This is a genomic window from Millionella massiliensis, from assembly GCF_900104655.1.
Classification (GTDB): Bacteria; Bacteroidota; Bacteroidia; order Bacteroidales; family Rikenellaceae; genus Rikenella; species Rikenella massiliensis.
Genome location: NZ_FNWD01000002.1, coordinates 1,892,804 through 1,917,025, shown reverse-complemented (window position 1 = coordinate 1,917,025; position 24,222 = coordinate 1,892,804). Strand labels below are relative to the sequence as shown.

General features: G+C 60.1%; 21 protein-coding genes and 1 pseudogene. 17 read left to right on the top strand and 5 right to left on the bottom strand.

All coding sequences use genetic code 11. The annotated features are described in order from the left end of the window. The first annotated feature begins 64 nt into the window (after positions 1-64). Positions 65-1,306: a hypothetical protein gene (locus BQ5379_RS07420; RefSeq protein WP_071134848.1), complete on the top strand. Its 1,242-nt coding sequence runs from the start codon at positions 65-67 to the stop codon at positions 1,304-1,306. A 433-nt stretch (positions 1,307-1,739) separates the two neighbouring features. Then, positions 1,740-2,765 carry a PLP-dependent cysteine synthase family protein gene (locus tag BQ5379_RS07415; protein ID WP_071134847.1) on the top strand — a complete coding sequence of 342 codons (1,026 nt, stop codon included), beginning with the start codon at positions 1,740-1,742 and terminating at the stop codon, positions 2,763-2,765. 545 nt (positions 2,766-3,310) lie between these two features. Here the strand turns inward: BQ5379_RS07415 and BQ5379_RS07410 are convergent. Continuing rightward, positions 3,311-4,978, bottom strand: coding sequence for a Na/Pi cotransporter family protein (locus BQ5379_RS07410; protein ID WP_071134846.1), 1,668 nt, complete (start codon positions 4,976-4,978; stop codon positions 3,311-3,313). A 34-nt stretch (positions 4,979-5,012) separates the two neighbouring features. After that, positions 5,013-6,077, bottom strand: a complete 1,065-nt coding sequence (locus BQ5379_RS07405) for a lysylphosphatidylglycerol synthase transmembrane domain-containing protein (RefSeq protein ID WP_071134845.1) — start codon at positions 6,075-6,077, stop codon at positions 5,013-5,015. Between the two features lie 685 nt (positions 6,078-6,762). Here BQ5379_RS07405 and BQ5379_RS07400 point away from each other — a divergent pair. Continuing rightward, positions 6,763-7,653, top strand: coding sequence for an endonuclease/exonuclease/phosphatase family protein (locus tag BQ5379_RS07400; protein ID WP_071134844.1), 891 nt, complete (start codon positions 6,763-6,765; stop codon positions 7,651-7,653). Between the two features lie 202 nt (positions 7,654-7,855). Here the strand turns inward: BQ5379_RS07400 and rnc are convergent, their stop codons facing one another. The 3 genes from rnc to BQ5379_RS07385 all read right to left on the bottom strand — a co-directional run bounded on the left by rnc (position 7,856) and on the right by BQ5379_RS07385 (position 10,418). Continuing rightward, complete coding sequence (gene rnc, locus BQ5379_RS07395; protein ID WP_071134843.1) at positions 7,856-8,587, bottom strand: ribonuclease III; 732 nt, start codon at positions 8,585-8,587, stop codon at positions 7,856-7,858. Positions 8,588-8,723: 136 nt separating this feature from the next. Beyond that, positions 8,724-9,992 carry a beta-ketoacyl-ACP synthase II gene (gene fabF, locus BQ5379_RS07390; RefSeq protein ID WP_071134842.1) on the bottom strand — a complete coding sequence of 423 codons (1,269 nt, stop codon included), beginning with the start codon at positions 9,990-9,992 and terminating at the stop codon, positions 8,724-8,726. Between the two features lie 189 nt (positions 9,993-10,181). Next, positions 10,182-10,418, bottom strand: coding sequence for an acyl carrier protein (locus tag BQ5379_RS07385; RefSeq protein WP_071134841.1), 237 nt, complete (start codon positions 10,416-10,418; stop codon positions 10,182-10,184). A gap of 164 nt (positions 10,419-10,582) precedes the next feature. On the opposite strand from BQ5379_RS07385, the gene purN reads away from it, so the two are divergent. From purN to BQ5379_RS07315, 14 genes and pseudogenes are all read left to right on the top strand, one after another. Continuing rightward, the gene (gene purN, locus BQ5379_RS07380; protein ID WP_071134840.1) at positions 10,583-11,158 is read left to right on the top strand and encodes a phosphoribosylglycinamide formyltransferase; all 576 of its coding nucleotides are present in this window, start codon (positions 10,583-10,585) and stop codon (positions 11,156-11,158) included. Between the two features lie 3 nt (positions 11,159-11,161). Further along, positions 11,162-11,758, top strand: coding sequence for a hypothetical protein (locus BQ5379_RS07375; RefSeq protein ID WP_071134839.1), 597 nt, complete (start codon positions 11,162-11,164; stop codon positions 11,756-11,758). A 446-nt stretch (positions 11,759-12,204) separates the two neighbouring features. Further along, positions 12,205-12,870, top strand: coding sequence for a Crp/Fnr family transcriptional regulator (locus tag BQ5379_RS07370; RefSeq protein WP_071134838.1), 666 nt, complete (start codon positions 12,205-12,207; stop codon positions 12,868-12,870). Positions 12,871-13,233: 363 nt separating this feature from the next. Next, positions 13,234-13,722 (top strand): annotated as a pseudogene (locus BQ5379_RS07365) (cupin domain-containing protein); the annotation flags it as partial. A gap of 93 nt (positions 13,723-13,815) precedes the next feature. Beyond that, positions 13,816-14,304 carry a flavodoxin gene (locus tag BQ5379_RS07360; RefSeq protein ID WP_071134836.1) on the top strand — a complete coding sequence of 163 codons (489 nt, stop codon included), beginning with the start codon at positions 13,816-13,818 and terminating at the stop codon, positions 14,302-14,304. 354 nt (positions 14,305-14,658) lie between these two features. After that, a complete protein-coding gene (proC, locus tag BQ5379_RS07355) occupies positions 14,659-15,429 on the top strand; it encodes a pyrroline-5-carboxylate reductase (RefSeq protein WP_071134835.1) in 771 nt (256 codons plus the stop codon). Positions 15,430-15,526: 97 nt separating this feature from the next. Then, positions 15,527-16,678 (top strand): GDP-mannose 4,6-dehydratase, encoded by a 1,152-nt coding sequence (gmd, locus tag BQ5379_RS07350; protein WP_071134834.1) that lies wholly within the window; start codon positions 15,527-15,529, stop codon positions 16,676-16,678. A 26-nt stretch (positions 16,679-16,704) separates the two neighbouring features. Then, positions 16,705-17,964: a C1 family peptidase gene (locus BQ5379_RS07345; RefSeq protein WP_143039416.1), complete on the top strand. Its 1,260-nt coding sequence runs from the start codon at positions 16,705-16,707 to the stop codon at positions 17,962-17,964. 86 nt (positions 17,965-18,050) lie between these two features. Further along, positions 18,051-19,139, top strand: a complete 1,089-nt coding sequence (locus BQ5379_RS07340; protein ID WP_071134832.1) for a GDP-L-fucose synthase family protein — start codon at positions 18,051-18,053, stop codon at positions 19,137-19,139. Positions 19,140-19,223: 84 nt separating this feature from the next. Continuing rightward, complete coding sequence (locus BQ5379_RS07335; protein ID WP_071134831.1) at positions 19,224-19,784, top strand: hypothetical protein; 561 nt, start codon at positions 19,224-19,226, stop codon at positions 19,782-19,784. 10 nt (positions 19,785-19,794) lie between these two features. Continuing rightward, positions 19,795-21,117: a UDP-glucose dehydrogenase family protein gene (locus BQ5379_RS07330; RefSeq protein ID WP_071134830.1), complete on the top strand. Its 1,323-nt coding sequence runs from the start codon at positions 19,795-19,797 to the stop codon at positions 21,115-21,117. A gap of 173 nt (positions 21,118-21,290) precedes the next feature. Further along, complete coding sequence (locus tag BQ5379_RS07325) at positions 21,291-21,905, top strand: riboflavin synthase (RefSeq protein ID WP_071134829.1); 615 nt, start codon at positions 21,291-21,293, stop codon at positions 21,903-21,905. 18 nt (positions 21,906-21,923) lie between these two features. Further along, positions 21,924-22,937, top strand: coding sequence for a sensor histidine kinase (locus BQ5379_RS07320; protein ID WP_071134828.1), 1,014 nt, complete (start codon positions 21,924-21,926; stop codon positions 22,935-22,937). Positions 22,938-23,130: 193 nt separating this feature from the next. Then, positions 23,131-23,928 carry a thymidylate synthase gene (locus BQ5379_RS07315; protein WP_071134827.1) on the top strand — a complete coding sequence of 266 codons (798 nt, stop codon included), beginning with the start codon at positions 23,131-23,133 and terminating at the stop codon, positions 23,926-23,928. The last annotated feature ends 294 nt before the right edge of the window (positions 23,929-24,222 follow it).

Sequence of the window (24,222 nt, the reverse complement as noted above, 5' to 3'; positions counted from 1 at the left end):
TCACACACCGGGAGACAACCCTTTCACGAAGGTGACGAACGATTAACAGTAAAAGTAAGCAAATATGGGGAAATACCAGCTTCGGGAAGTAAAAACGGCAGCGGATGCACGCAAATTCATCCGCATGGCCGAGCGTATCTATCAAAACGACCCCATGTGGGTACAACCCCTCGATCCCGATATCGAAAACGTCTTCAACCCGCAGAAAAACCCGCTCTTCCACGACGGCGAGGCGATCCGCTGGACGCTTCACGACGCATCGGGAGCGATCGTGGGCCGCATTGCCGCCTTCTACAACCGGGAGCTCAGCGCCAACGAGCCTCAGCCCACCGGCGGATGCGGATTTTTCGAGTGCATCGACGATCAGGAGGCCGCCAACACCCTCTTCAACGCTGCCCGTGAGTGGCTCGCCGCCCGCGGCCTCGAGGCGATGGATGGCTCGATCAACTTCGGCGACCGCATGCAGTGGTGGGGCGTGCTGGTCGAAGGGTTCACCCTGCCCCTCTATGGCATGAACTACAACCCGCCCTACTACGCCCGGCTGTTCGAAACCTACGGCTTCCAGAACTACTTCAACCAGCACACCTACCTGCGCCGGATGATCGTACACACCATGCCCGAAGCCCTCTACCAGAAAGCCGACCGCCTCTTCGCCAACCCCGACTACCGCTTCGACCACGTCGATCTGAGCGACAAACGCAAAGTGGCCCGCGACCTGATGGAAGTATACAACAGCGGCTGGGCCACCTTCTCCGGCGTCAAACCGATGGAGTTCGAACACGCCCTCCAGATGGTCAACACGCTGGCTCCGGTGGTCGACCCCGAAGTGCTCTATTTCGCCTTCCACAAAGAGAAGGCCATCGGCTTCTTCGTGATGATCCCCGACCTCAATCTGCTGATCCGCGACTTCCGGGGACGCTTCGGACTGTGGCAGAAACTGAAACTGCTGTGGCGACTCAAGGTCCGCAAGCAGAGCGACCGCCTCTTCGGCCTCGTTTTCGGCGTGGCTGCCGAGTTCCAGGGCCGCGGCGTCGAAGCCGGCATGATCCGCCGCTTCGAACAGTACGTCGAAACCCACCCCGACCGCTACAACTCGCTGGAGATCGCCTGGATCGGCGACTTCAACCCCCTGATGATGCGCGTGGCCGAAAGCTACGTCCGTGCCGAAAAATACAAACGCCACGTCACCTACCGCTACTTGTTCGACCGCACCAAACCCTTCGAACGGGCGCCGAAACTCGGCAAAGCCAAGCCCAAACCCGCTCCGGCAAGCAGTACAGAAAACCCCGACAACGCCAAACAATAACCCCCGATAAGTCCGCCTCCGAACAACGCCCAGCGCGCGACCGCGTAGCGACCTCCGAAAACAGCCTACTACCGCGAAAACAGCCTACGACCAAACAAAATAGCCCGGCCGGATTCCCACGTCCGAACACCGTTCGCCCGTCGACCGAATCCGCCCGACATTCGAAACCACACAGGCCATGAACCCGCACAACTGCACCAACCGGCCCAACGCATGCTGTTGTTGTCCCCAGAGGGACATCTACAGCCACGCGTATGCCTTGCCATGCACAAGGCGCCGGAGTGCAGCCACGTAAAGTACGGGGCAGGCATCAACAACCAGCAACTCACACATTCACGATCCGGCGCACCCAATTTTCGTCAAACCCACGGAAAACGGACGCCGGATCGTTTCATATTCGGGCGTGCCGTTCTCCCCAAACACCAGACCCACCATGAAAAACGCGCACGAAGCCCTTCGCCGTCTCGACCGGATCGCCCCCATGATCGGCCACACCCCCCTGCTTGCCATCCGCTACAGCTATCGCCGCGGAACGCCCCGCACCCTCTACGTCAAAGCCGAACACTACAACTACACCGGCAGCATCAAGGACCGCGTCGCCCTACACCTCCTGCGGGAGGCTTACCTCCAGGGCGAGCTGCACGGCGGCGAGACCCTCGTCGAAGCCACCAGCGGTAACACCGGCATCTCGCTGGCCGCGCTGGGGGCCCTGCTGGACCACCCCGTCACCATCTATATGCCCGACTGGATGAGCCAGGAGCGCATCCGGCTGTTGCGCAGCTACGGCGCACGCATCGAACTGGTCAGCCGCGCCGAAGGCGGATTCCTCGGCAGCATCGAGCGTTGCCGGGCCATGGCCGCCGCCCGCAGCGACGTCTTTCTGCCCGACCAGTTCGGCAATCCCCTCAACAGCGAGGCCCATTTCCGCACCACCGGTCCCGAGATTCTGGAACAACTGGAGCGTATCGGGATCCGCCCCGACGCTTTCGTCGCCGGCGTCGGCACCGGCGGCACCGCCATGGGCACCGGTCTGTATCTGAAACAGCAACACCGCGCGACGGGTCTCTACCTGCTGGAACCGGCCTCGTCGCCCACCCTGTCGACCGGCCACAAGGTCGGCAAACACCGAATCGAAGGGATTTCGGACGAATTTATCCCGCCGATCGTAGACCGAAGCGCCGCCGACGGCATTGTCGCCGTAGACGACGGCGACGCCATCCGGATGACGCAGCGTCTGGCCCGCGAGCTGGGTCTCGGCGTGGGCATCTCATCCGGCGCCAATTTCCTGGGAGCTGTCCAGTTGCAGGAGCGATACGGCCACGGCAATGCCGTCACCCTCTTCCCGGACGACAACAAGAAATACCTGACCACGGATTACGGTGCCGAAGAGCCCGAGCGGGAAGGGTACCTCTCCCCGGAGATCGAGCTGCTGGATGTGGCTGCCGTAGGAGGCCGATAATTCGCCCTGCGCGACACAGCGGCGGACGAGCGACAGAAAAGGGTACCGGATCCTTGTTCAGAGGCTAATTTGTTCTCAAAAATACCGGCCCGCTGCCTGTCATTACCCAAGCGCACACGACCCCGTGCGATCCGTTCGGCGAAAAGCCCGCACTGCCTCGCCCATTCCCCTGTCTGCGACCTCCACATGAACTTCTAAGCGGGGTTAGTTCAACGCTTCGACCGGGGATCCTCCCGACTCCGCGACCGTTAAAAAGAGAACTCACAAGGCGGCCGCTTCCGTTTCAGCACCCGTTGTGGGATAAATCAAGCAGGCGGGAGACACTGATCAAACAGTGTCTCCCGCCTGCCGTTTCGTTATATCGGAGGGATTAATAGCCGACGTGCCCCCTCCTTCACCAGCCCCAACCTTTGCTTTGGGTCAAATCCTTGGTCACACCCTCTTTCCCGATCCCCTCCGCTCATTTCACTCCCCCCTGCTCCTTTATCCACTTCTCTCCATCCCCTCGCTCACCCGCAGTCACTGCCGGTCATGGGCACAGCCGTTTACAGGGCCTCGGCCTGCTCCACCGAGATGTGCACCGCCGCATCACCCAGCTTCTCGCACTCGACCACCATCTCGATAAAGGCAATCCCCGCCATGTATTTGTAATCCTGCTCCTGCGCCTCCTGCAACTGTTCGCTGCGCAGACGGGCGCTCACCAGATTGATCTGCTCCTCGATCCCGCGCGAACGTTCAACCCCTTCGGCCGTCGGATTCTCCAGGTTCATGATCATCACATAAAGGGCCTGCTCCACCAGATCGAACAGACTGCCCAGCCGATCCCGCAACTCCTGGTTGAACCACAGGTTTTTCTCTTTTTTGGCCTTCAGGATCTTGGCCAGTTCCATGTTTCCGTCCGCAATCAGTTCGATGTGCGAGATGGTCCGGAACATGGTCTGCAGCTGACGGGTGGCCGCCTCACCGTTGTCACGCGAGGTGATCCGCGAAAGGTAGGTGATGATCTCCCGCTCCACGCGATCCGTAATCCGCTCATACTTTTCGACATGCTCGTACTCTTTCTGAAACTCCTGCGCGTTGGTGGTGGTCATCAGCGAGCGTACCATGCCGAACATCTTCAGGATACGCTTGGCATGGTTGGTAATTTCGTTGTGGGCCTGCATCAACGACAGTTCGGGCGTGGAGACCATTCCCGAATCGAGCGCAAAGAGGCGTTTGCGGTTGTCGTTGGGCGACTGCGGCACCATCCAGGTGACGGCCCGCATGATCTGCGGAATGAAGTTGACCAGCAGGCAGACGTTCAGCACGTTGAATCCGGTATGGAACGTGGCGAGCATCATCGGTGTCGCCTTGGGTCCGACATTGCCCATCGCCGCGAAAAGATCGACGATGCGGTCCGATATCCAGGGCAGCAACGGCACAACCCACACCAGCCCAGCCACGTTGAACAGCGTATGGGAAAGGGCCGTCCGCTTGGCCGAGGTGTTGGCGACGATGGCGGCCAGGTTGGCAGTCACGGTGGTTCCGACATTCTCGCCGAGGATCATCGCGGCACCTGCTTCGAAGGGGATCCAGCCGCTCTGACACATGATGATCGTCAGGGTAATGGTGGCGCTCGACGACTGCAGAATAGCGGTCAGCAGGGTCCCGATCAGGATGAACAGGAAGATCGACAGGTAGCCGAGTCCGGCATATTTGGCCAGCGCGTGGAAGAGTACCGTATCCTGGGCGATACCGCTCATCGACGACTGCAGGACGGCCAGCCCCAAGAGCATCAGGGCAAACCCGATGATGATTTCGCCCAGAGCACGGTAGTGTGTTTTGTTGATCAGAATCAGCGCGAAACCCAGCCCGACCATCGGAATGGAGATGATCGAGAAGTTGAGCTCGAAGCCGAAGATGGCAATGATCCAGGCCGTGAGGGTGGTTCCGATATTCGCCCCCATAATCATCCCGATGGCCTGCCGGAGGTTGACAATGCCGGCGTTGACGAAGCTGACGATCATCACGGTGATGGCGCTGGAGGATTGCACGGTAGCCGTGATGGCCGTCGTCGTAGAGATTTGCGAGAGGGGTGTCGCGGCCATTCGTCCCATGACGCGGCGCATACGTCCCCCGGCAGCCCGCTGCAGGGCTTCGCTCATGAGCTTCATCCCATAGAGGAAGAGGCCCAGCGAACCGATGATATTGAGAATCAGGATCAGGATATCCATCGGAAAAGAAGATTAACCATGAACAAAAATAACATTAATTAGCCTTCTGCGACACGACAGGCTCTTTTTTCCCGAAACTGCGGCCGAGCCACTTCGGCAGGATGAACACCCCCATAATCAGATAGGGATAGTAGGTCACCAGGCGCCACAGCAGCGCGATAACGGCCGCCGTACCGACCTGAATCGAGGCTCCCACCGGAATCACGTCGCTCAGAAAGTTGGAGAAGATATATTCGGCAAAACCGCTCCCGCCGGGAGTCGGCGCCACCAGCATCATGATCCACATGGCCAGCTGCCGTGCGAAGACCAACAGGTGGTCGCTGATCGAGAAGAAGGCCAGGAACAACGCATTGGCCACCAGATAGCGCGAACTCCACGACAGGAACGTAGCGGCAAACGACTTGAGCCAAAACATCGGGCGGTAGCGGCGGATTTCGATGGCGCTGCGCACGATGTCGGTACCGGCCTTGACCGCACCGGGTCGCCAACGACGCAGCCCGGGTAGCGAGAAGATTTTGACGATCAGCCATTTCAGGCCGATCGGATTGAGGAACAGGCCGTAACTCAACAGCAGCAGGTAGGCGAGCTTGATGCCATAGCCGATCGAAGCGAAGAGCATCAGTTCGTGGCCCATCGGCCCGTCGAAGAGGCGGTCGCCACCCACCAAAAAGAAGATGATGGGGAAGACCACCGCAAAGTACAATTCGTCGAAAAACGAGGTGAGCATCACGATGGCGGCACTGCGCCCCACCGGTATCCCCTCCTTGTGAACAAAGACGACCGCCACACTGGTACCGCCGATAGCCGAAGGGGTGACGGCCGACGTGAATTCCCAGAGCATAATGACGCGAAAAGCCTGTCGCCAGGTCAGTTGTCCGCGGCTGAAGAGGCGGATACGGATCATGTACCCGAGGTCACGGCCGACCATAAAGAGGAAGGCGATCGCAATAAAGAGTAGCGCATGCCACGTGAAGCGGACATGCTCGAAGATGGCAGGGTCGAAATCGCGGACGATCATCCAGGCCACGAAGCCGAGCCCCAGCAGGACCGGCAGCAGCACTTTCCACCAGCGAATATGACCGACAGAGTTGTTTTCCATAGAGTATTCACAAGAGCCCCCATCCAGTCTCGGAAACGAGCGGACAGAGTTGACAAAGATACGATTTTTCAGGAAGTTTCCGGAGACGGCACACGCAGGCTCCCGCAACTCGAAACAACCTCATGCAGCCCGAAACATTCCCAAACAACCCGAAGCAGTACAGAACAATTTGAAAAAGCTCGAAACGATACGAAGCAACCTGAAACTACCCGAAACGATTTGAGACTGCTCGAAGCGGTACGGAACAACCCGACAACCAAGCCCGGCAGTCAAGCCCGACACAGATGTCGGACAACAGGAGAAGCGGAAACGTTCCCCTCTCTTCGGCCGGGGACCTTGCAGAGCCGCTTCCGAAAAGCTATATTTGTCGAACAGAGCATCGACCACGCACCGCACGGCAACGGTTTCTCCGGCACCCCCGGCGGTACAACTCAAACGGCTCCGACACATGACCGTGGAAACACCCCTCTCGAACCACCTTCGCACCGGTCTCCCATCCGGCCGGCATCCCGAACGGACACAATCAACGCCCGCTGTTCTACGCCTTACGCATACACAGCCGAATGGTTCGATCGCCCCCTTCACATTCCACGTCCTCCCCTCCCCCGTCACATCCTTTGCACCTTCCAAATCTTTCACACTCCTCTGCCGCCTCACACCTGCCGCCGACAAACTCCGCACGGTTTTGCAGTACGCTCGTACACTGCTGTTTGTCGTCGTTTTTCTGATCGGCATCGCCGCACCCTCCGCTGCCCAAGGCCCCCGATCGCTGACCGTGGCAAGCTACAACGTCTGCAACCTGTTCGACACCATTAACGATCCCGGCATCCGGGACATGGTGTTCGATTCCACGACGTACCGGGCAAAAACGAAAGCGCTGGCCCGTGTGATCGGCGAACTTTCGCCCGACCTACTGGCTCTCTGCGAGGTGGAGAACGACGACGTACTGCAATCCCTAGCCCTTACCCTGCCGCTCGACACCCTTCCCCTGCGTTCCGTCCACTACGATTCACCCGACAGCCGCGGCATCGACGTCGCGCTGCTCTACCGCAGCGACCGGCTGCAACCGGTCGAGTCGGAACCGCTCCCCGCACCGGACGGCTACGCCACCCGCGACGTACTCCGGGCCGAGTTCATCGTCCGCGGCACAGAGCATCGGCTGGTCTTTTACGTACTCCACCTGCCGTCGCGACGAGGCGGATACAGCGAGGCCAACCGGATGCGTGAGCTGATCGCAGCCCAGGTCGGGGCACGGGTCGCCGCCGAAGAGCCCGGGAAACAGGTGGTCGTACTGGGCGACCTGAACGCCAACCCCGATTCGCGGCTGATCCGCCGTCACCTCGCGTCCCTGCAATGCCTCACGGCCGCCCCCTTCCGACAGGGACAGGGCTCCTACGCCTGGCGCGACACGTGGCAGATGTATGACCACATTCTGGTCAACGCAGCGTGTACGCCAATCGGGGCGGCACGGGTTTTCGTCCGCGACTGGATGCTGACCCGCGAAGGGCGATTCCGCGGCTACCCGGACCGCACGATCAGCGACCACCTGCCGGTCTATGTCCGCCTGATGTTCTAACCCACTGGGCTCCGTTCACCCGCATCCAGACAACCGTTTCGGCACGACCCGCCACCGCCGCCCATCGCCCCGCCGAAACGCGACTCCTACCGCCGGAATACCGACACCTCCCGTACAAAGACAAATCGCGCCGGACAGCAACAGCCATCCGACGCAATCCGTATTTTCTTCCGCCGTGCGCACTCGCGCCCGCGCGTATGATTTACTGTATGTTCAACTGTTCGTAAGCTTCGCGGGCTGCAAGCTGCTCGGCCTCCTTTTTCGAACGCGCCTCACCGTAACCGTAACGGGTGCCGCTGATCGTCAGTTCGCACTCGAAATGGGGGGTCAGCTCCAGCGCGTCGGTACACTCACGGCTGTGAAACTCGACGGCACGGTGGTGTTTCTGTCCCCACTCAATCACGCGGCTTTTGAAGTCCTTTTCGGTCTGCTCCAGCGCCTCGAGATCGACGTACTCGGGGAACACTCGCTCGATCAACACCCGGTTGGCGGTTTCGTACCCCTGATCGAGATAGAGCGCACCGACCAGCGCCTCGAAAGCGTCGCCGTAGATGTTGTTTCGGCTGGCCACCAGGCTGGAGGGATGGGCCACGATCACGGCGTCGATCCCCATGTCGAGTGCAACGCGGTTCAATGTCTCGCGGCTCACCATCCGTGAGCGCATCCGGCTGAGAAAGCCTTCGTTGGCCTCGGGGTACTCGATAAAGAGGAGTTCGGAGACCACGGTTTCGATCACGGCATCCCCCAGAAATTCGAGCCGCTCGTTGTTGACTACTCGCCCTACGTCGATCGCCACGGAGGCCGAACGGTGCACCAGCGCCAGTTTGTACAACTCGACGTTGTCGGGCACGATTCCGAAGATGCGCTTGAGCAGATCGTAGTAGGGTCTGTCAGCCCCCGAGGGGCGGCGACGAAACAGTTGACGCAGGTTCATAGAGGTTTGAGTATGGAAAGGTTTTGTCTCCGAATGCCATTCGGGGCCGCGGGAGGACGGAGCGTCTCCAACGAAAAAGGGCCGTCTCACGCAATGTGGAACGGCCCGGTAAACTGATCGCCCGATGGGCCTGGGATTACTGTACTTTCTTGAAGATCACGGTGGAGTTGTGTCCGCCGAATCCGAAGGTGTTGCTCAGTGCGCAGTTGATGTCGCGTTTCTGAGCGGTTCCCAGGGTCAGGTTGATACGTTCGTCGATGTGCGGGTCACGCTCGGTCACGTTGATGGTGGGGGGCACGATTCCCTTGTCGATGGCCATGATGCAGGCGAGGGCTTCAACAGCAGCGGCACCGCCGAGCAGGTGGCCGGTCATCGATTTGGTCGAACTGATGTTGACGTTATAGATGTGGTCGCCGAAAACGCTCTGGATCCCGGTAAGCTCGGGCAGGTCGCCGGCCGGGGTCGAGGTCCCGTGGGTATTGATGTAGTCGACATCTTCGGGACGGATTCCTGCGTCCTTGAGTGCTTCGTTCATGGCCCGTGCAGCACCGGCTCCGTTGGGATCGGGAGCGGTGAGGTGATATGCGTCGGCACTCATGCCGCCGCCGACCACTTCGGCGTAGATCTTGGCACCACGTGCTTTGGCGTGTTCGTACTCTTCGAGCACGAGCGCACCGGCACCTTCGCCGATCACGAAGCCGTCGCGGCCGACGTCATAGGGACGCGATGCGGTTGCGGGATCGTCGTTGCGGGTCGAGAGGGCCTGCATGGCGTTGAAACCGCCGACACCTGCGGGGTTGATGGCTGCTTCGGAGCCACCGGAAACGATGATGTCGGCTTTGCCCAGACGGATCAGGTTCAGGGCGTCGATAAACGCGTGGTTGGACGAGGAGCAGGCCGATACGGTACAGTAGTTGGGACCACGGAATCCGTATTTCATGGAGATTTGGCCTGCCGCCATGTCGGCGATCATTTTGGGGATGAAGAAGGGGTTGTATTTGGGAGTCCCGTCGCCTTTGACGTAGTTGCTGACTTCGTTGAAGAAGGTTTCGATACCGCCGATACCGGATGCCCAAACGACACCTACCTGGTTTTGGTCGATGCTTTCGATGACTTTGCCTTCGGCGTCAACGAGGCCGGCGTCCTGCACGGCTTCTTTGGCAGCTACGAGTGCAAACTGGGTGTATCGGTCGTATTTGCGGGCTTCCTTGCGGTCGAAGTGCTGGTTCGGATCGAAGCCTTTGACTTCGCAGGCAAACTGGGTTTTGAATTTCGAAGCGTCGAAGTGGGTGATGGGGGCAGCGCCGCTGACACCTTTTTCGAGGTTTTCGAAGTATTCAGCTATGTTATTCCCGATGGGATTGATGGTTCCGAGACCCGTTACTACTACTTTTCTCAATTTCATAAGGATTTATGATTGGTGGAATGCGGCCGGACGCAGTGATCCGGCGGTGGGCGGGAGGGGTTGCCCGCGCCGGCTGGTCGGCAAACGGGTTTCTGTTTCCGTAACCCCGTTATAACAGAAACTGTTCCGAACGCAATATTTCTAATGTGTCCGAAACAGTCTTATGCTAAGTACGATCGTATCGGCCGCTTAGTTCTTTTTGCTTTCGATGTAGGTGATAGCGTCGCCTACGGTAGCGATTTTTTCAGCGTCTTCGTCCGGGATCGAGATTTCGAATTCTTTTTCGAATTCCATGATCAGTTCAACGGTGTCCAGCGAGTCTGCGCCGAGGTCATTGGTGAAGCTGGCGGTGGGTACTGCTTCCGAAGCGTCTACACCGAGTTTGTCAACGATGATTTCGACTACTTTTGAAGAGATGTCTGACATAACGTTCTAAATTTAGAGTGTTTAACAATTGTTATCGTGTTCGTTGGAATGGATCAACACAATTATCCAATTCAGGGCAAAAGTATAGTTTTTTTCTCAAAATCGGCTATAACCCCGGTTTTTTTTGTACTTTTATTTGCCGTTTTCAACATAAAGAACTCATTATGACCAACATAGCAATATTCGCCTCGGGATCGGGCACCAACGCCGAAGCCATCATGAACCACTTTGCAGCGTCGTCGTGCGCACGCGTAGCCCTGCTGCTCTCGAACCGCGCCGATGCCTACGCCCTCAAACGCGCCGAACGGTTCGGCGTCCCCACCGCCGTCTTCTCGCGCGAGGAGTTCCGCGATCCCCAGGGACGCGTGGCCGCCCTGCTGCGCGAACACCAGATCGGGTTCATCGTGCTGGCCGGTTTCCTGTGGCTAGTGCCGGACTACCTCACCGGAGCCTACGCCGGACGGATCGTCAACATCCATCCCGCCCTGCTGCCCAAGTTCGGCGGCAAAGGCATGTACGGCGAACACGTCCACCAGGCCGTAATCGCGGCCGGCGAGACCGAGTCGGGCATCACCATCCACCTGGTCAACGAACAGTACGACAGCGGCGACACCCTGTTCCAGGCCACCGTACCCGTCACCCCGGACGACACGCCCGACACCCTGGCCGCCAAGATCCACGTACTGGAGCACCGCCACTTCCCGACCGTCATCGAACAGACCATCCAGAAACTGCGCTGATCCATGCACGTCGTATCCGCACTCCTTCGCCGCACCCTGCTGCAGTACCGCCCCGTCGCCATCGAAGGGATCGGTACCCTGCACACCGTGCGCAGCAGCGCCCGCTTCCAGCCCGGCCAGCGGCTCGATCCCCCGCGACGCATGCCCGAACTGGTCGCCACCGAAGCCGGCGACCTGCCCCTGAGCAGCATCGTTGCCGCCGAGCTCTCGCTCGACCCCGCCACAGCCGAAGGCCTCTGCCGCGAGTGGCAGCAGACAGCCGGTCTGCTGGCCATGCAGAGCGGACTCCCCGAAGGATCGCTCGTGCTGGAAGGGATCGGCACCCTGCAGGCCGACCCCGAAACCGGATTCGACTTCTTTGCCGACCCCGACCTGTTGGCCATGCTCAACCCCCTGCCCGCCGAACCGCTCGTCGTACCCTCGGCACGACGGTCGGCAGCCCCCATGTCCGCCCAGCACCGGCCCCGTCCGAAACAAAAGAATCCCCACAACTACACCGTATCAATCCTCGCCGTAGTGATCGTCGTAGCCGCCATCGGCTACCTATGCTATTATCTGTGGGCCCACACCGACCTGCTGTCCGACATCTTCCCGCGCTAATTTCCGGTCACAAAAGAGAGAAATACGCTTCCCCGGAAAAGGAATACAACACAATCAGAGGAATATCCCGCCTTGCGTATTTTGTAAGCCACTGAAAAACAAGGCTCTTTATACATCGTTCCAAGAGTATTCCAAGGCAGCGTCGCAACCTGCCCCCCCGACATGACCGTCACCAGAAACAGCACGCCCCCCGCTATGACCGTCATCGGAAACGGCACGTCCCCGCCATGACCGTCATCGGAAACGGCACGTCCCCGCCATGCAATTCGTCGTTACAGTCCCGAACGTGGCCGTAATCGGCCCCTTCAACGGTAGCCCGCAATAGACTAACGACTTACAGCCATTTCACAGCGGGGTGTTCTTTGCTAAAAACAAGGAATATCCCGTTTTCTTTGGCGTTTTCCATAAAAAACCGTTAACTTAGTGGTATTAAAACTCACAACGCTATGTTTCCCATACTGACCGAATCACCGCTGTTCCGCGGACTGGACCAGCAGACCATAAACTCCCTGCTCGAACGCGTATCCTACACCACCGCCGTATTCAACCACGACGATTGCATCGCCAAACGTGACATGGCCTACTCCGGACTGATGATTATCCTGAAAGGTTCCGCACGCGGCGAAGTGGTCGACGCCGCCGGACGCCGCCGCATCATCGACAACATCTCGGCTCCGCAGCTGATCGCCCCCGCCTTCCTCTTCGGCGGCTACAACCGTCTGCCCATCGACGTGATCGCCAACGAAGACGACACCGAAATCATGACACTCCACCGCGGCGGACTCTTCGAAATCATGCAGGACAACACCATCGTCCTCTCGAACTTCATCGACATCATCTCGAACCGCGCCAACTACTTCTCGCGTAAGATCTACACGCTGTCGGTGCTGATGCTGACCGAGAAGGTAGCTGCCCTGCTGCTGTCGCTGGCCACCGACGGCGACACCGTTCCGATGCAGGTCGACAAGATGACCGACGAACTGAACATCACCCGCAACGCGCTGGAACAGACCCTCACCGAGCTGGCCAAACGAGGATACATCGAGCTGAGCGAAACGCAGATCGTACTGCGCAACCGTAAAGCCCTCGAAACCATGGTCGGCCAACAGTAGGCCCCCAGGCTGTCCGAAACGATTGGAACAGACAGGTTTCAAAGCGGGACAGTCCGACGGAAGACAAAGTATGTTTCCTGTCATTCCGTCCCCCCCGCAAAGGACACTCACAAGATGCAGCGTACCGTTCTCCGATTCAGCAGGGAACGGTACGTTTCGTTTTTACCCGCCCTCCCTCAACATCCATCCGACAAAGTTTCCCGACCACCCGCACACCTCCCCTCGACGGGACAAAATCCGTAATCCATATACAAACAACCGTAATCGGGATAGCCCCGCACCGCCCCGGAGCCTCTACCTTTGTATCAGTCACGGAGCCGACCGGCAATACCGCCACTCGGGCTACACCCGGACCGATACGCCATGAAGAACTTCAAACATATTTTCCTCACGCTGGCCCTCGCACTGGGCCTCGCCAACCCGCTATTCGCACAAGAGATGAAAACCGAAATTCCCACCATCAGTCCCTTCCCCGTAGGCGAAGAAAACACCGCCTACGCACAGTATTTCAGCGGCCGGTCGTGGCTTGCACCGCTGGCCACCGATCCGCGGCTGAAGGTCCCCACCTTCAACGTCACCTTCGAACCCGGCTGCCGCAACAACTGGCACAGCCACACCGGCGGCCAGATCCTGATCGCCGTGGGCGGCGTCGGCTACTACCAGGAACGCGGCAAAGCCGCCCGCCGTCTGGTTCCGGGCGACATTGTCGAGATCGCCCCCGACGTGGAACACTGGCACGGAGCCGCACCCGACAGCTGGTTTTCGCACCTGGCCATCGAGTGCAACCCCGACACCAACCGCAACACCTGGCTCGAAGCCGTGAGCGACGACGAGTATGCCGAGGCCGTCAAATAGCCGCCACCGGAAACAAACGAACGAATCACAGACAGGCGCTCCCCCACTCGACAAAGAGCCGAAACGCCCCGTTCAAAATCTACGAACACCATGAACAACAAGATACTGATCGCCTACTTTTCGTGCAGCGGGAACACCCGTGCCGCCGCCGAAAAAATCGCCCGGGCCACCGGCGGAGACCTCTACGAAATCAAGCCGCAAGAGCCCTACACGGCCGCCGACCTGAACTGGCACGACCGTTCGAGCCGCAGTTCGGTCGAGATGCGCGACCCCGCGTCCCGTCCCGCCATCGCCGGACCACTGCCCGACCTGCGTCCTTACGGGACCCTCTTTATCGGCTTCCCCGTCTGGTGGTACGTTGCCCCGACCATCATCAACACCTTTCTGGAGAGCAGCGACATCAGCGGCAAACACATCATCCCCTTCGCCACCAGCGGCGGCAGTTCGATCGACAACTGCATGAAACACCTTCAAGCCGCCTATCCCACGGCCGACTGGAGTGGCGGCCGGCTGCTGAACGGCGTCTCGACCGAACAGATCGCCCGTTGGGTGGCACAACTCGGCCTGCCGACCCGATAACCAGCCTTGACAGGACACAAAGGGTGGTGACTTTGCCCCACGACAAACGTCACTCCCCGTCCCCCAATCGACCACATGCGGCACGCCCGGAACACCCGACAACGATTTTCGTCCATCCGCTCAGCCTCACCGAACGACACATCACCGAGCACCGCACAATCCCACGCCGTCCGACCTGCCCGAGCGAAAAAACGCTCCATTTTTATCCATTTTCGTCCCTCTTCGACCAACCCATCCCGTCTCCGGAGCCGCGTCGAAGGGGGCTTTTCTTTTCCGTCGCACGATCGTGCGCAAAGCGTATCGTAATCAACCGCAAAAGAGTATCTTTGTAAGGTAATTGAAAATCGAATCGCTATGAAAGTGACCGTCATCGGCGCCGGAAACATGGGAGGCGCCATCATCCGCGGTCTGATCGCCAACGGCCCCGTCGCCGCCGGCGACATCACCGCCGTAGCCGTACACGATACGACCCTGAACGCCATGCGCAGCCTCGGCGCCCAAGCCACCACCGACGCCAGGTCGGCCGTTCAGAACGCCGACGTGGTGATCCTGGCCGTGAAACCGTGGCTCACCGAAGGAGTCGCCCGCCAGATCGCCTCGGCCATCCCGCAACACACGCTGATCGGATCGGTGGCCGCCGGCATCACCCTCAACGAACTCGGCACCTGGCTCGGCAACGACCGCTACCTGTTCCGCATCATGCCCAATACCGCCGTGACCGTCAGCGCCGGCATGACCTTTATCACCTCACGCAACGCCACTCCCGAACAGATCCAGTCCATGACCTCGTTGTTCGAATCGCTCGGCATGGTGATGGAGATCCCCGAAAAACAGTTCGACGGCGGCATGGCCCTCGCCTCGTGCGGCATCGCCTACGCCCTGCGTTACGTCCGCGCCGCCATGGAGGGAGGCATCGAACTCGGTATTCCGCCCCGCATGGCCCAGACCATCCTGGCCCAGACCCTCAAAGGAGCCGCCGAGATTCTGCTCCGCACCGGCAACCATCCCGAAATCGAAATCGACAAAGTGACCACCCCCGGCGGCATCACCATCCGCGGTCTGAACGCCATGGAAGCCAACGGATTCACCCATGCCGTGATCGAAGGCCTCAAAGCCTCGAAATAACACCGCCCCGCCCACACGCCCCCGCACACGGCGCGTTTACGCGAGCTGCCCCCCACTCCGGCTCCGGCCGACCCACCTCACACATCCCGACAACCCTATGGCAAAAGTTGCGCTAATCACCGGCATCACCGGTCAGGACGGAGCCTACCTGGCCGAATTTCTGCTCAAGAAAGGCTACATCGTGCACGGCATCAAACGCCGCGCCTCGTCGTTCAACACCGAACGCATCGATCACCTCTACCAGGACCCGCACGTCGACGAACAACGCTTCATCCTCCACTACGGCGACATGACCGACTCGCTGAACCTCACGAAGATCATCCAGGAGGTACAGCCCGACGAAATCTACAACCTCGCCGCCATGAGCCACGTGAAAGTGTCGTTCGACACCCCCGAATACGCCGCCAATGCCGACGGAATCGGAACCCTACGGCTGCTCGAAGCCGTCCGGCTGCTGGGGCTGACCGACAAGACCCGCATCTACCAGGCCTCGACCTCCGAGCTCTTCGGCCTCGTCCAGCAGGTACCCCAGTCGGAGAAGACCCCCTTCTACCCGCGCTCGCCCTACGCCTGCGCCAAACTCTACGCCTACTGGATCACCGTCAACTACCGCGAAGCCTACGGCATGCACGCCAGCAACGGCATCCTCTTCAACCACGAATCGCCCGTGCGCGGCGAGACCTTCGTCACCCGCAAGATCACCCGTGCCGCCGCCCGCATCGCCCTGGGGATGCAGCAGCAGACCTACCTCGGCAACATGAGCGCCACCCGCGACTGGGGCCACGCCAAAGACTACGTTGAAGCGATGTGGCTGATCCTGCAACAGGAGAGGCCCGACGACTACGTCATTGCCACCGGCGTCACCACCTCGATCCGCGACTTCCTGCGGATGACCTTCGCCGAACTCGGCATCCGCGTCGAATTCCGCGGCGAAGGGCGTGACGAAGAGGCCGTGATCGTCGACGTGGACGAAAGCCGCTTCACCGAAACGGTCGGCGCCGAATACCTGAGCGGCATCCGGCAGCGGATCGGCAGCCGCGTGGCCAGCGTCGACCCGCGCTACTTCCGCCCCACCGAAGTCGAAGCCCTGATCGGCGACTCGACCAAGGCCCGCACCGTGTTGGGCTGGAAACCCCGCTACGACCTGCCCGCACTGGTGGCCGAGATGGTCCACAGCGACGTGAAACTCTTCAAACGCGACGCCTACCTCAAGGCCGGCGGCTTCACCATCAACAGCTACTTCGAATAGCCCCTGCAACCGTCTCCCCACACCCGATGAATCCAACAAACAAACATACCGAAACCTTCATGAAACGACTCCTTTTGACCGCCGCCCTGACCTTCGCCGTCAGCGCGAGCGCCGTACAGGGCGCCGAAGCCCCCAAAGCCAAAAAGCAACAGAAAGAGGCCACCGATTCGTCCTACGTCTTCACCGACATCAAGGTCGTTCCGGTAAGCCCGATCGACAACCAGAGCAGCTCGAGCACCTGCTGGAGTTTCGCCGGCACCGGCCTGCTGGAAAGCGAAATGCTGCGCCAGGGCAAAGATACCGTGAACCTCTCCGAAATGTGGATCGTACGCCACACCTACCTCGACAAAGCCATCAAGTTCGCCCGTACCCACGCCTCGAGCAGCTTCTCGCCCGGCGGCAACACCCACGACGTCATCACCATCCTGCGCAACCACGGCATCGTGCCGCAGGAGGTCTACGCCGGTCTGCGCTACAGCCTCGACAGCATCCATCGCCACGGCGAACTCGACGCCGTGCTGGGCAACTACATGCGTGCCGTGGTATCGGCCCCAAACAAAACCCTCTCGCCCGTATGGCAGGACGGTCTGAACGGCATCCTGGACGCTTACTTGGGCCCGTGCCCCGAAAAGTTCACCTATAAGGGCAAAGAGTACACCCCGCAATCCTTCGCCGCCGCCATGGGTCTGAATCCCGACGACTTCGTTTCGTTCACCTCCTACACCCACCATCCGTTCTACAGCCGCTTTGCCGTCGAAATTCCCGACAACTGGGCCTGGGAGACCTCGGCCAACGTGCCGATCGACGAACTGATGGCCATCATCGACAATGCCCTCGAAAACGGCTATGCCGTGAACTGGTCAGCCGACGTGAGTGAAAAAGGTTTCCGCTACAACGACGGTTTCGCCATCATCCCCGCCGAATCGCTCGACGAAGTGGCCGGCTCGGACATGGCCCACTGGACCGGACTCACCAAAGAGCAACTGGCCAAGATGTCGCAGAAAGTGACCGGCCCGATGCCCGAAAAGACCATCACCCAGGAGATGCGCCAAAAAGCCTTCGACAACTACGAAACCACCGATGACCACGGCATGGTGATTGTCGGCATCGCCCAAGACCAGTGGGGTAACAAGTTCTACAAAGTGAAGAACTCGTGGGGCGAACGCGGCAAGTATAAAGGCTTCTTCTACGCCTCGGAACCCTACGTGCGCTACAAGACGATGAACATCATGGTCAACCGTGCCGCCGTTCCGCAAGCGATCGCCGACAAATTCTCCAACCTCTAAATCCCTTTCGCACGACGCGAGGTTACTCTCCCCCCGAACAGTCGGAGAGTAGCCTCGCGTCACGCTTTCCTGCAACCCGTATCGACATGGAAAAAGATTCGAAAATCTACGTCGCCGGCCACCGTGGACTGGTCGGTTCCGCCATCTGGCGGAACCTCGCCAGCAAGGGCTACACCCACCTGGTGGGACGCACCCACGGCGAACTCGACCTGACCGACCAACAGGCCGTCGAAGCCTTCTTCGCGGCCGAGAAACCCGAATACGTCATTCTGGCCGCCGCCTACGTCGGCGGCATCATGGCCAACTCGCTCTACCGCGCCGACTTCATCTGGCGCAACCTCCAGATCCAGAACAACGTGATCGCCGCCTCGTGGCGCCACGGCGTAAAAAAACTGCTCTTCCTCGGCTCGACCTGCATCTACCCCCGCGAGGCGCCGCAGCCGATGCCCGAAGAGTGTCTGCTCACCTCGCCGCTGGAATACACCAACGAACCCTACGCCATCGCCAAGATCGCCGGGCTCAAGATGTGCGAAAGTTTCAACCTGCAGTACGGAACCAACTACATTGCCGTGATGCCTACCAACCTTTACGGCCCGGAGGACAACTTCGACCTCGAGACCAGCCACGTGCTACCCGCGCTGCTGCGCAAGATGCACCTGGCCCGCGCCCTGGAGCAGGGCGACTGGAGCACCATCCGCCGGGACCTCGACCAGCGTCCCGTCGAAGGGGTGGACGGCACCGCCTCCGAACAGCAGATCCTCGATAAACTGGCCCGTTACGGCATCACTCCCGGGCGCATGACCGTATGGGGGACCGGCCGTCCGCTGCGCGAATTCCTCTGGAGCGAAGACATGGCCGACGCCTGCGTCTACATCATGGAGCGCGTCGATTTCCGCGACCTAGCCGCCGACAAAGGCACCGAGATCCGCAACTGCCACATCAACATCGGCACCGGTACCGAACTGACCATCGCCCGGCTGGTCGAACTGATCGCCCACAGCGTGAGATTCCGGGGAGAGATCGTTTACGACTCGTCCAAGCCCGACGGCACCCTGCGCAAACTGACCGATCCGTCGCGTCTGCACGCCCTGGGGTGGCACCACACCGTGGAGATCGAAGAGGGCATCAACCGGCTCTACCGCTGGTACACGAAGAAACAGGAGGAAAATTCCTGAAAAATACAGATATTTGCAACGATTCGCCCGTGAAATGGGCGAACAATTCAATCAAACGAGCAAACACAAAACGAGAGGAGAAAGATGAAAAAGAAATTCTTTGCCGCCCTGGCCGCCGTTGTGATCGGAAGCGGCCTTTTCACCGGATGTGAAAAAGAACGTCCCTTCTGCTGGTACGAAGTCGGGGCATCGTTCTATAACCTACCCGACGTCAGTTCGCTGGAAGAGGCCGAGACCCTACCCGCTGAACAACGCGACATGTATTTCGTAGCCAACGAAGTGGCAACGCTGTTGCTTAACAATAGCCTCATCCGTACAGCCAACTCCGGCGTTGGTCCTGTGGTCATCGAAGGCGAAGACATCACCTACAACGACCAGCAGGCCTTGAACTACTATGAAGGTTGCGTGACCCGTCTCGACGAAATCGATCTCGACAAAGCCATCGAAGAAGCCCAGCAGGGCGGCACGGATCGTCTGACGATCACCACCAGCGGCACCGTCAGCTTCAGCTACGCGCTGACCCGCACCTCTACCCTTCCGGAAGGCACCTCGACCTCCAAAATGTACACCGTACACTACAGCCCGGTAGGCAGCTCCGATAATACCGACAGCTCGGACAACACCGACAGTTCAACCGCCGAATAATCGCATTCACATGAAGATAGCCATCGTAGGAACCGGCTACGTCGGTCTGGTGACCGGGACCTGTTTCGCCGAACTCGGCGTCGAAGTGACCTGCGTGGACACCGACACCTCCAAAATCGAAAGCCTGCGGAACGGGATCATCCCCATCTACGAGCCGAACCTCGAACTGCTGGTCGAAAAGAACCATAAGGCCGGACGACTCCACTTCACCACCTCGCTCGAAGAGGTGCTGCCCGAAGTCGAGATCGTCTTTTCGGCCGTCGGGACCCCTCCTGACGAAGACGGATCGGCCGACCTGCGCTACGTGCTCCAGGTGGCCCGCACCATCGGACAGCACATGGAACGCTACGTGCTCGTGGTGACCAAATCGACCGTCCCGGTCGGCACCGCCACCAAAGTGCGTGCCGTCATCCAGGAAGAGCTCGACAAACGCGGCCTGCAGATCCCCTTCGACGTCGCCTCGAACCCCGAGTTCCTCAAGGAAGGCAACGCCATCGAAGACTTCATGCGTCCCGACCGCGTCGTTGTCGGCACCGACTCCGACCGGGCCCGCGACCTGATGACGAAGCTCTACAAACCGCTGTTGCTGAATAACTTCCGCGTGATGTTCATGGACATTCCCTCGGCCGAAATGACCAAATACGCCGCCAATGCCATGCTCGCCACCCGCATCAGCTTCATCAACGACGTGGCCAACCTCTGCCAAGCCGTCGGAGCCGACGTCAACATGGTCCGCAAAGGGATCGGAGCCGACAGCCGAATCGGCAACAAGTTCCTCTACCCCGGTTGTGGCTACGGCGGCTCGTGCTTCCCGAAAGACATCAAGGCCCTGATCCGCAGCGCACGGGAAAACGGCTGCCGCATGGAGGTACTCGAGGCCGTCGAACGCGTCAACGAGCGCCAGAAAGGAATCCTCTTCGAGAAGCTCGCTGCACACTTCGGAGGCGTCGACCAACTGCGCGGCAAACGGATCGCGCTGTGGGGACTCGCCTTCAAACCCGGCACCGACGACATGCGCGAAGCCCCCTCGCTCGTGCTCATCCAGCAACTGCAGGAAGCCGGCGCTGAAATCGTGGCCTACGACCCCGTAGCCGCCGACGAAGCCCGCCGCCGATTGGGCAACACCATCCGCTACGCCACCGACTCCTACGGCGCCGTGCTCGATGCCGACGCGCTGGTACTCCTCACCGAATGGAAAGAGTTCCGCCTGCCCAACTGGGAAGTCATCAAGCGGGCCATGCGCGGCAACGTCGTCGTCGACGGCCGCAACATCTTCGACCGCAACGAACTCCGCTCCATCGGCTTCGCCTACTACGGCATCGGCGTTCTCTAATCTCGCCTCGGCCGGCCGCTGGACGGCCGGTTGGAGGTTCACGCATCACCTCACCTGATCGATCCCGCCACCACACGCAGCGCTCCCGACCCCACGGCGCGTTATCCGCACCACGGTCAGCCGCGCGACTCCCGGCCGATCGACACCAAACACCAAAACACGCAACAACACACATGTTCTCAGGGATTGTACAAACCGTCGGCACCGTCGTCCGGCTCGAAAAAGAAAACGACAACCTCCACCTGACCCTGAAGGCCGACATCGTGCCCGAGCTCCACATCGACCAGAGCATCGCCCACAACGGCGTCTGCCTGACCGTCGTGGCCATCGACGCCGAAGCCGGCACCTATACCGTCACCGCCATCCGCGAGACCCTTGAAAAGAGCAACCTCGGGCTGCTGAACGAAGGCGATCTGGTCAACCTCGAACGCAGCATGCGCATGGACGCCCTGCTCGACGGCCACATCGTCCAGGGCCACGTCGATACCACCGCCCTATGCCAGAATGTCGAACTGGCCGACGGCAGCTGGTACTACACCTTCAGCTACGAAGCCCCCGAACACCTGCGCCGCGCCGGCTACGTCACCGTCGAGAAAGGCTCCGTCGCCGTCAACGGCGTCAGCCTGACCGTCGTCAACTCCCAGCCCGGCAGCTTCCAGGTGGCCATCATCCCCTATACCCACGAACACACCAACTTCCACACGATTCGTCCGGGGAGCCGCGTCAACATCGAATTCGACATCATCGGCAAATACGTCGCCCGTCTGCTCGGCACCGACAACCGCTAACGATCCTCATCCACTGCGATGAAAATCAGAACCATACGAGCCGCCGCACTCATCTCGGCCATCGCCGGAGGAGCGGCGGCTCTTTTACTCCACCTGCTCGGCTGGGGATGGGTCACCGTGCCGACCGTCGCCGTTGTCGTTTACCTGGCCGCCAGCGCCGTCATGCACCGGTACGTGATCTTCCGGATCAAACCCATGTACCAGATCCTCCGCTCACGCGACAGCAAATCGGGCGAAATCGCCGAAGAGTACCGGGGCAAGGACGTCGTCACCGAGATGGAGGGCGAACTGCAGGCCTGGGCCGAACGCAACAGCCTCGAAATCGCCCGCCTGCGCGAAAACGAACAGTACCGCAAGGAGTTCGTCGGCAACGTTTCGCACGAGCTCAAGACTCCGCTGTGCAGCATCCAGGGCTACATTCTGACCCTGCTCGACGGCGGGCTCGAAGACCCGGACATCAACCGCAAATACCTCGAACAGAGCGAGAAGAACATCGAACGGCTGATCAACATCGTCCACGACCTGGAGGACATCTCGCGTCTGGAGGCCGGCACCCTCGAACTTCAGCGCGAACGGTTCGACCTGCTGGTGCTGGTCGACGAGATCATCCAGTCGCTCGAAATACAGGCCGCCGACCGACAGATTACCCTTGTCTCGAACCCCGGGCCACTCACCCAGCTCATGGTCACCGCCGACCGCGCCCGCATCGGCCAGGTGCTGATCAACCTGCTCAGCAACTCGATCAAATACGGCAAGGAGGGCGGACGCACCCGAATCAGCTACGTCGACATGTTCGACAAGGTGATGGTCGAGGTGCAGGACAACGGCATCGGCCTCACCGCCGAACAGCTTCCCCGCATCTTCGAACGTTTCTACCGGGTGGACAAGAGCCGTTCGCGGGCAGCCGGAGGGACCGGTCTGGGGCTATCGATCGTGAAACACATCCTCGAGGCCCACAAGGAGACCATCACCGTCCGCAGCACCCCCGACGTCGGCACCACCTTCTCGTTCACGCTGACCAAAGCCCGCTAACCGGCACCGCCGCCCCGCCCCCCGAAGCACGGACCGCACACACCGAAACGCACCAAGCGCACACACCGGGACACAAGAGCGATACGAAAACCGAACCGTACACAAGCCCGCGGACCCATACACAGCCGGAGACCTTCGGGCAGCGACCGCACCCGGCCCCACCAACGACCGACAACACGAAACCAGTACCACCATGCAACAATACCTTGACTTGCTTCGCCACGTCCGCGACCACGGCACCCGTCGCAGCGACCGCACCGGCACCGGCACCATCAGCGTCTTCGGCTACCAGATGCGATTCGATCTGAGCGCCGGCTTCCCGTGCCTGACCACCAAGAAACTCCACCTGCGGTCGATCATCCACGAGCTGCTTTGGTTCCTGAGCGGCGACACCAACATCAAATACCTGAACGACAACGGCGTGACCATCTGGGACGAATGGGCCGACCCCGCGACCGGCGACCTGGGGCACGTCTACGGCTACCAGTGGCGCAGCTGGCCCACGCCCGACGGCGGCCACATCGACCAGATCAGCCAGCTGGTCGATTCACTGAAGCACAACCCCGACAGCCGCCGCCACATCGTCAGCGCATGGAACGTGGCCGACATCCCGAACATGGCTCTGCCACCGTGCCATGCCCTGTTCCAGTTCTACGTGGCCGACGGCAAGCTCAGCTGCCAGCTCTACCAGCGGTCGGCCGACCTGTTCCTCGGCGTACCCTTCAACATCGCCTCCTACGCCCTGCTCACCATGATGATGGCACAGGTGGTGGGGCTCCAGCCCGGCGAATTCATCCACACGCTCGGCGACACCCACATCTACCTGAACCACCTGGAGCAGGTCGAGACACAGCTGGCCCGCACGCCCCGCCCCTTGCCCACCATGCGGATCAATCCCGACGTAAAGGATATTTTCGGATTCCGGTACGAAGACTTCACCCTCGAAGGGTACGACCCGTGGCCCGGAATCAAGGCCCCTATTTCGGTCTGAGGCTCGCGCCCCTACAGGCACACCGCCCGGCCACGATCGGCAAAATAAAGCCCCTCGACAGGCCCAAAATCGCAAAACGGCAAGGGTCGGTTCTCATCCCTGGTAACAAAAGGATAAGAACCGACCCTTTTTCAGTACTGTTCACACTCGTCTGAGGGCGGCTACCCGAAAGGAAAGAGCCTCCGACAAAGCGACCCGGACTCTGGCGTGAGGATCGTGCTCCGCGGAATCGATCACATCCTAATTGTGCACTTCCTAAGATGCTCCGCCTGATCGAGCACTTTCCAACTAAGT

Coding starts and splice junctions, on each gene's coding strand:
- BQ5379_RS07420 (WP_071134848.1), top strand. CDS start 65: ATGGGGAAATACCAGCTTCGGGAAGTAAAAACGGCAGCGGATGCACGC.
- BQ5379_RS07415 (WP_071134847.1), top strand. CDS start 1,740: ATGAAAAACGCGCACGAAGCCCTTCGCCGTCTCGACCGGATCGCCCCC.
- BQ5379_RS07410 (WP_071134846.1), bottom strand. CDS start 4,978: ATGGATATCCTGATCCTGATTCTCAATATCATCGGTTCGCTGGGCCTC.
- BQ5379_RS07405 (WP_071134845.1), bottom strand. CDS start 6,077: ATGGAAAACAACTCTGTCGGTCATATTCGCTGGTGGAAAGTGCTGCTG.
- rnc (WP_071134843.1), bottom strand. CDS start 8,587: ATGAACCTGCGTCAACTGTTTCGTCGCCGCCCCTCGGGGGCTGACAGA.
- fabF (WP_071134842.1), bottom strand. CDS start 9,992: ATGAAATTGAGAAAAGTAGTAGTAACGGGTCTCGGAACCATCAATCCC.
- BQ5379_RS07385 (WP_071134841.1), bottom strand. CDS start 10,418: ATGTCAGACATCTCTTCAAAAGTAGTCGAAATCATCGTTGACAAACTC.
- purN (WP_071134840.1), top strand. CDS start 10,583: ATGACCAACATAGCAATATTCGCCTCGGGATCGGGCACCAACGCCGAA.
- BQ5379_RS07375 (WP_071134839.1), top strand. CDS start 11,162: ATGCACGTCGTATCCGCACTCCTTCGCCGCACCCTGCTGCAGTACCGC.
- BQ5379_RS07370 (WP_071134838.1), top strand. CDS start 12,205: ATGTTTCCCATACTGACCGAATCACCGCTGTTCCGCGGACTGGACCAG.
- BQ5379_RS07360 (WP_071134836.1), top strand. CDS start 13,816: ATGAACAACAAGATACTGATCGCCTACTTTTCGTGCAGCGGGAACACC.
- proC (WP_071134835.1), top strand. CDS start 14,659: ATGAAAGTGACCGTCATCGGCGCCGGAAACATGGGAGGCGCCATCATC.
- gmd (WP_071134834.1), top strand. CDS start 15,527: ATGGCAAAAGTTGCGCTAATCACCGGCATCACCGGTCAGGACGGAGCC.
- BQ5379_RS07345 (WP_143039416.1), top strand. CDS start 16,705: ATGAATCCAACAAACAAACATACCGAAACCTTCATGAAACGACTCCTT.
- BQ5379_RS07340 (WP_071134832.1), top strand. CDS start 18,051: ATGGAAAAAGATTCGAAAATCTACGTCGCCGGCCACCGTGGACTGGTC.
- BQ5379_RS07335 (WP_071134831.1), top strand. CDS start 19,224: ATGAAAAAGAAATTCTTTGCCGCCCTGGCCGCCGTTGTGATCGGAAGC.
- BQ5379_RS07330 (WP_071134830.1), top strand. CDS start 19,795: ATGAAGATAGCCATCGTAGGAACCGGCTACGTCGGTCTGGTGACCGGG.
- BQ5379_RS07325 (WP_071134829.1), top strand. CDS start 21,291: ATGTTCTCAGGGATTGTACAAACCGTCGGCACCGTCGTCCGGCTCGAA.
- BQ5379_RS07320 (WP_071134828.1), top strand. CDS start 21,924: ATGAAAATCAGAACCATACGAGCCGCCGCACTCATCTCGGCCATCGCC.
- BQ5379_RS07315 (WP_071134827.1), top strand. CDS start 23,131: ATGCAACAATACCTTGACTTGCTTCGCCACGTCCGCGACCACGGCACC.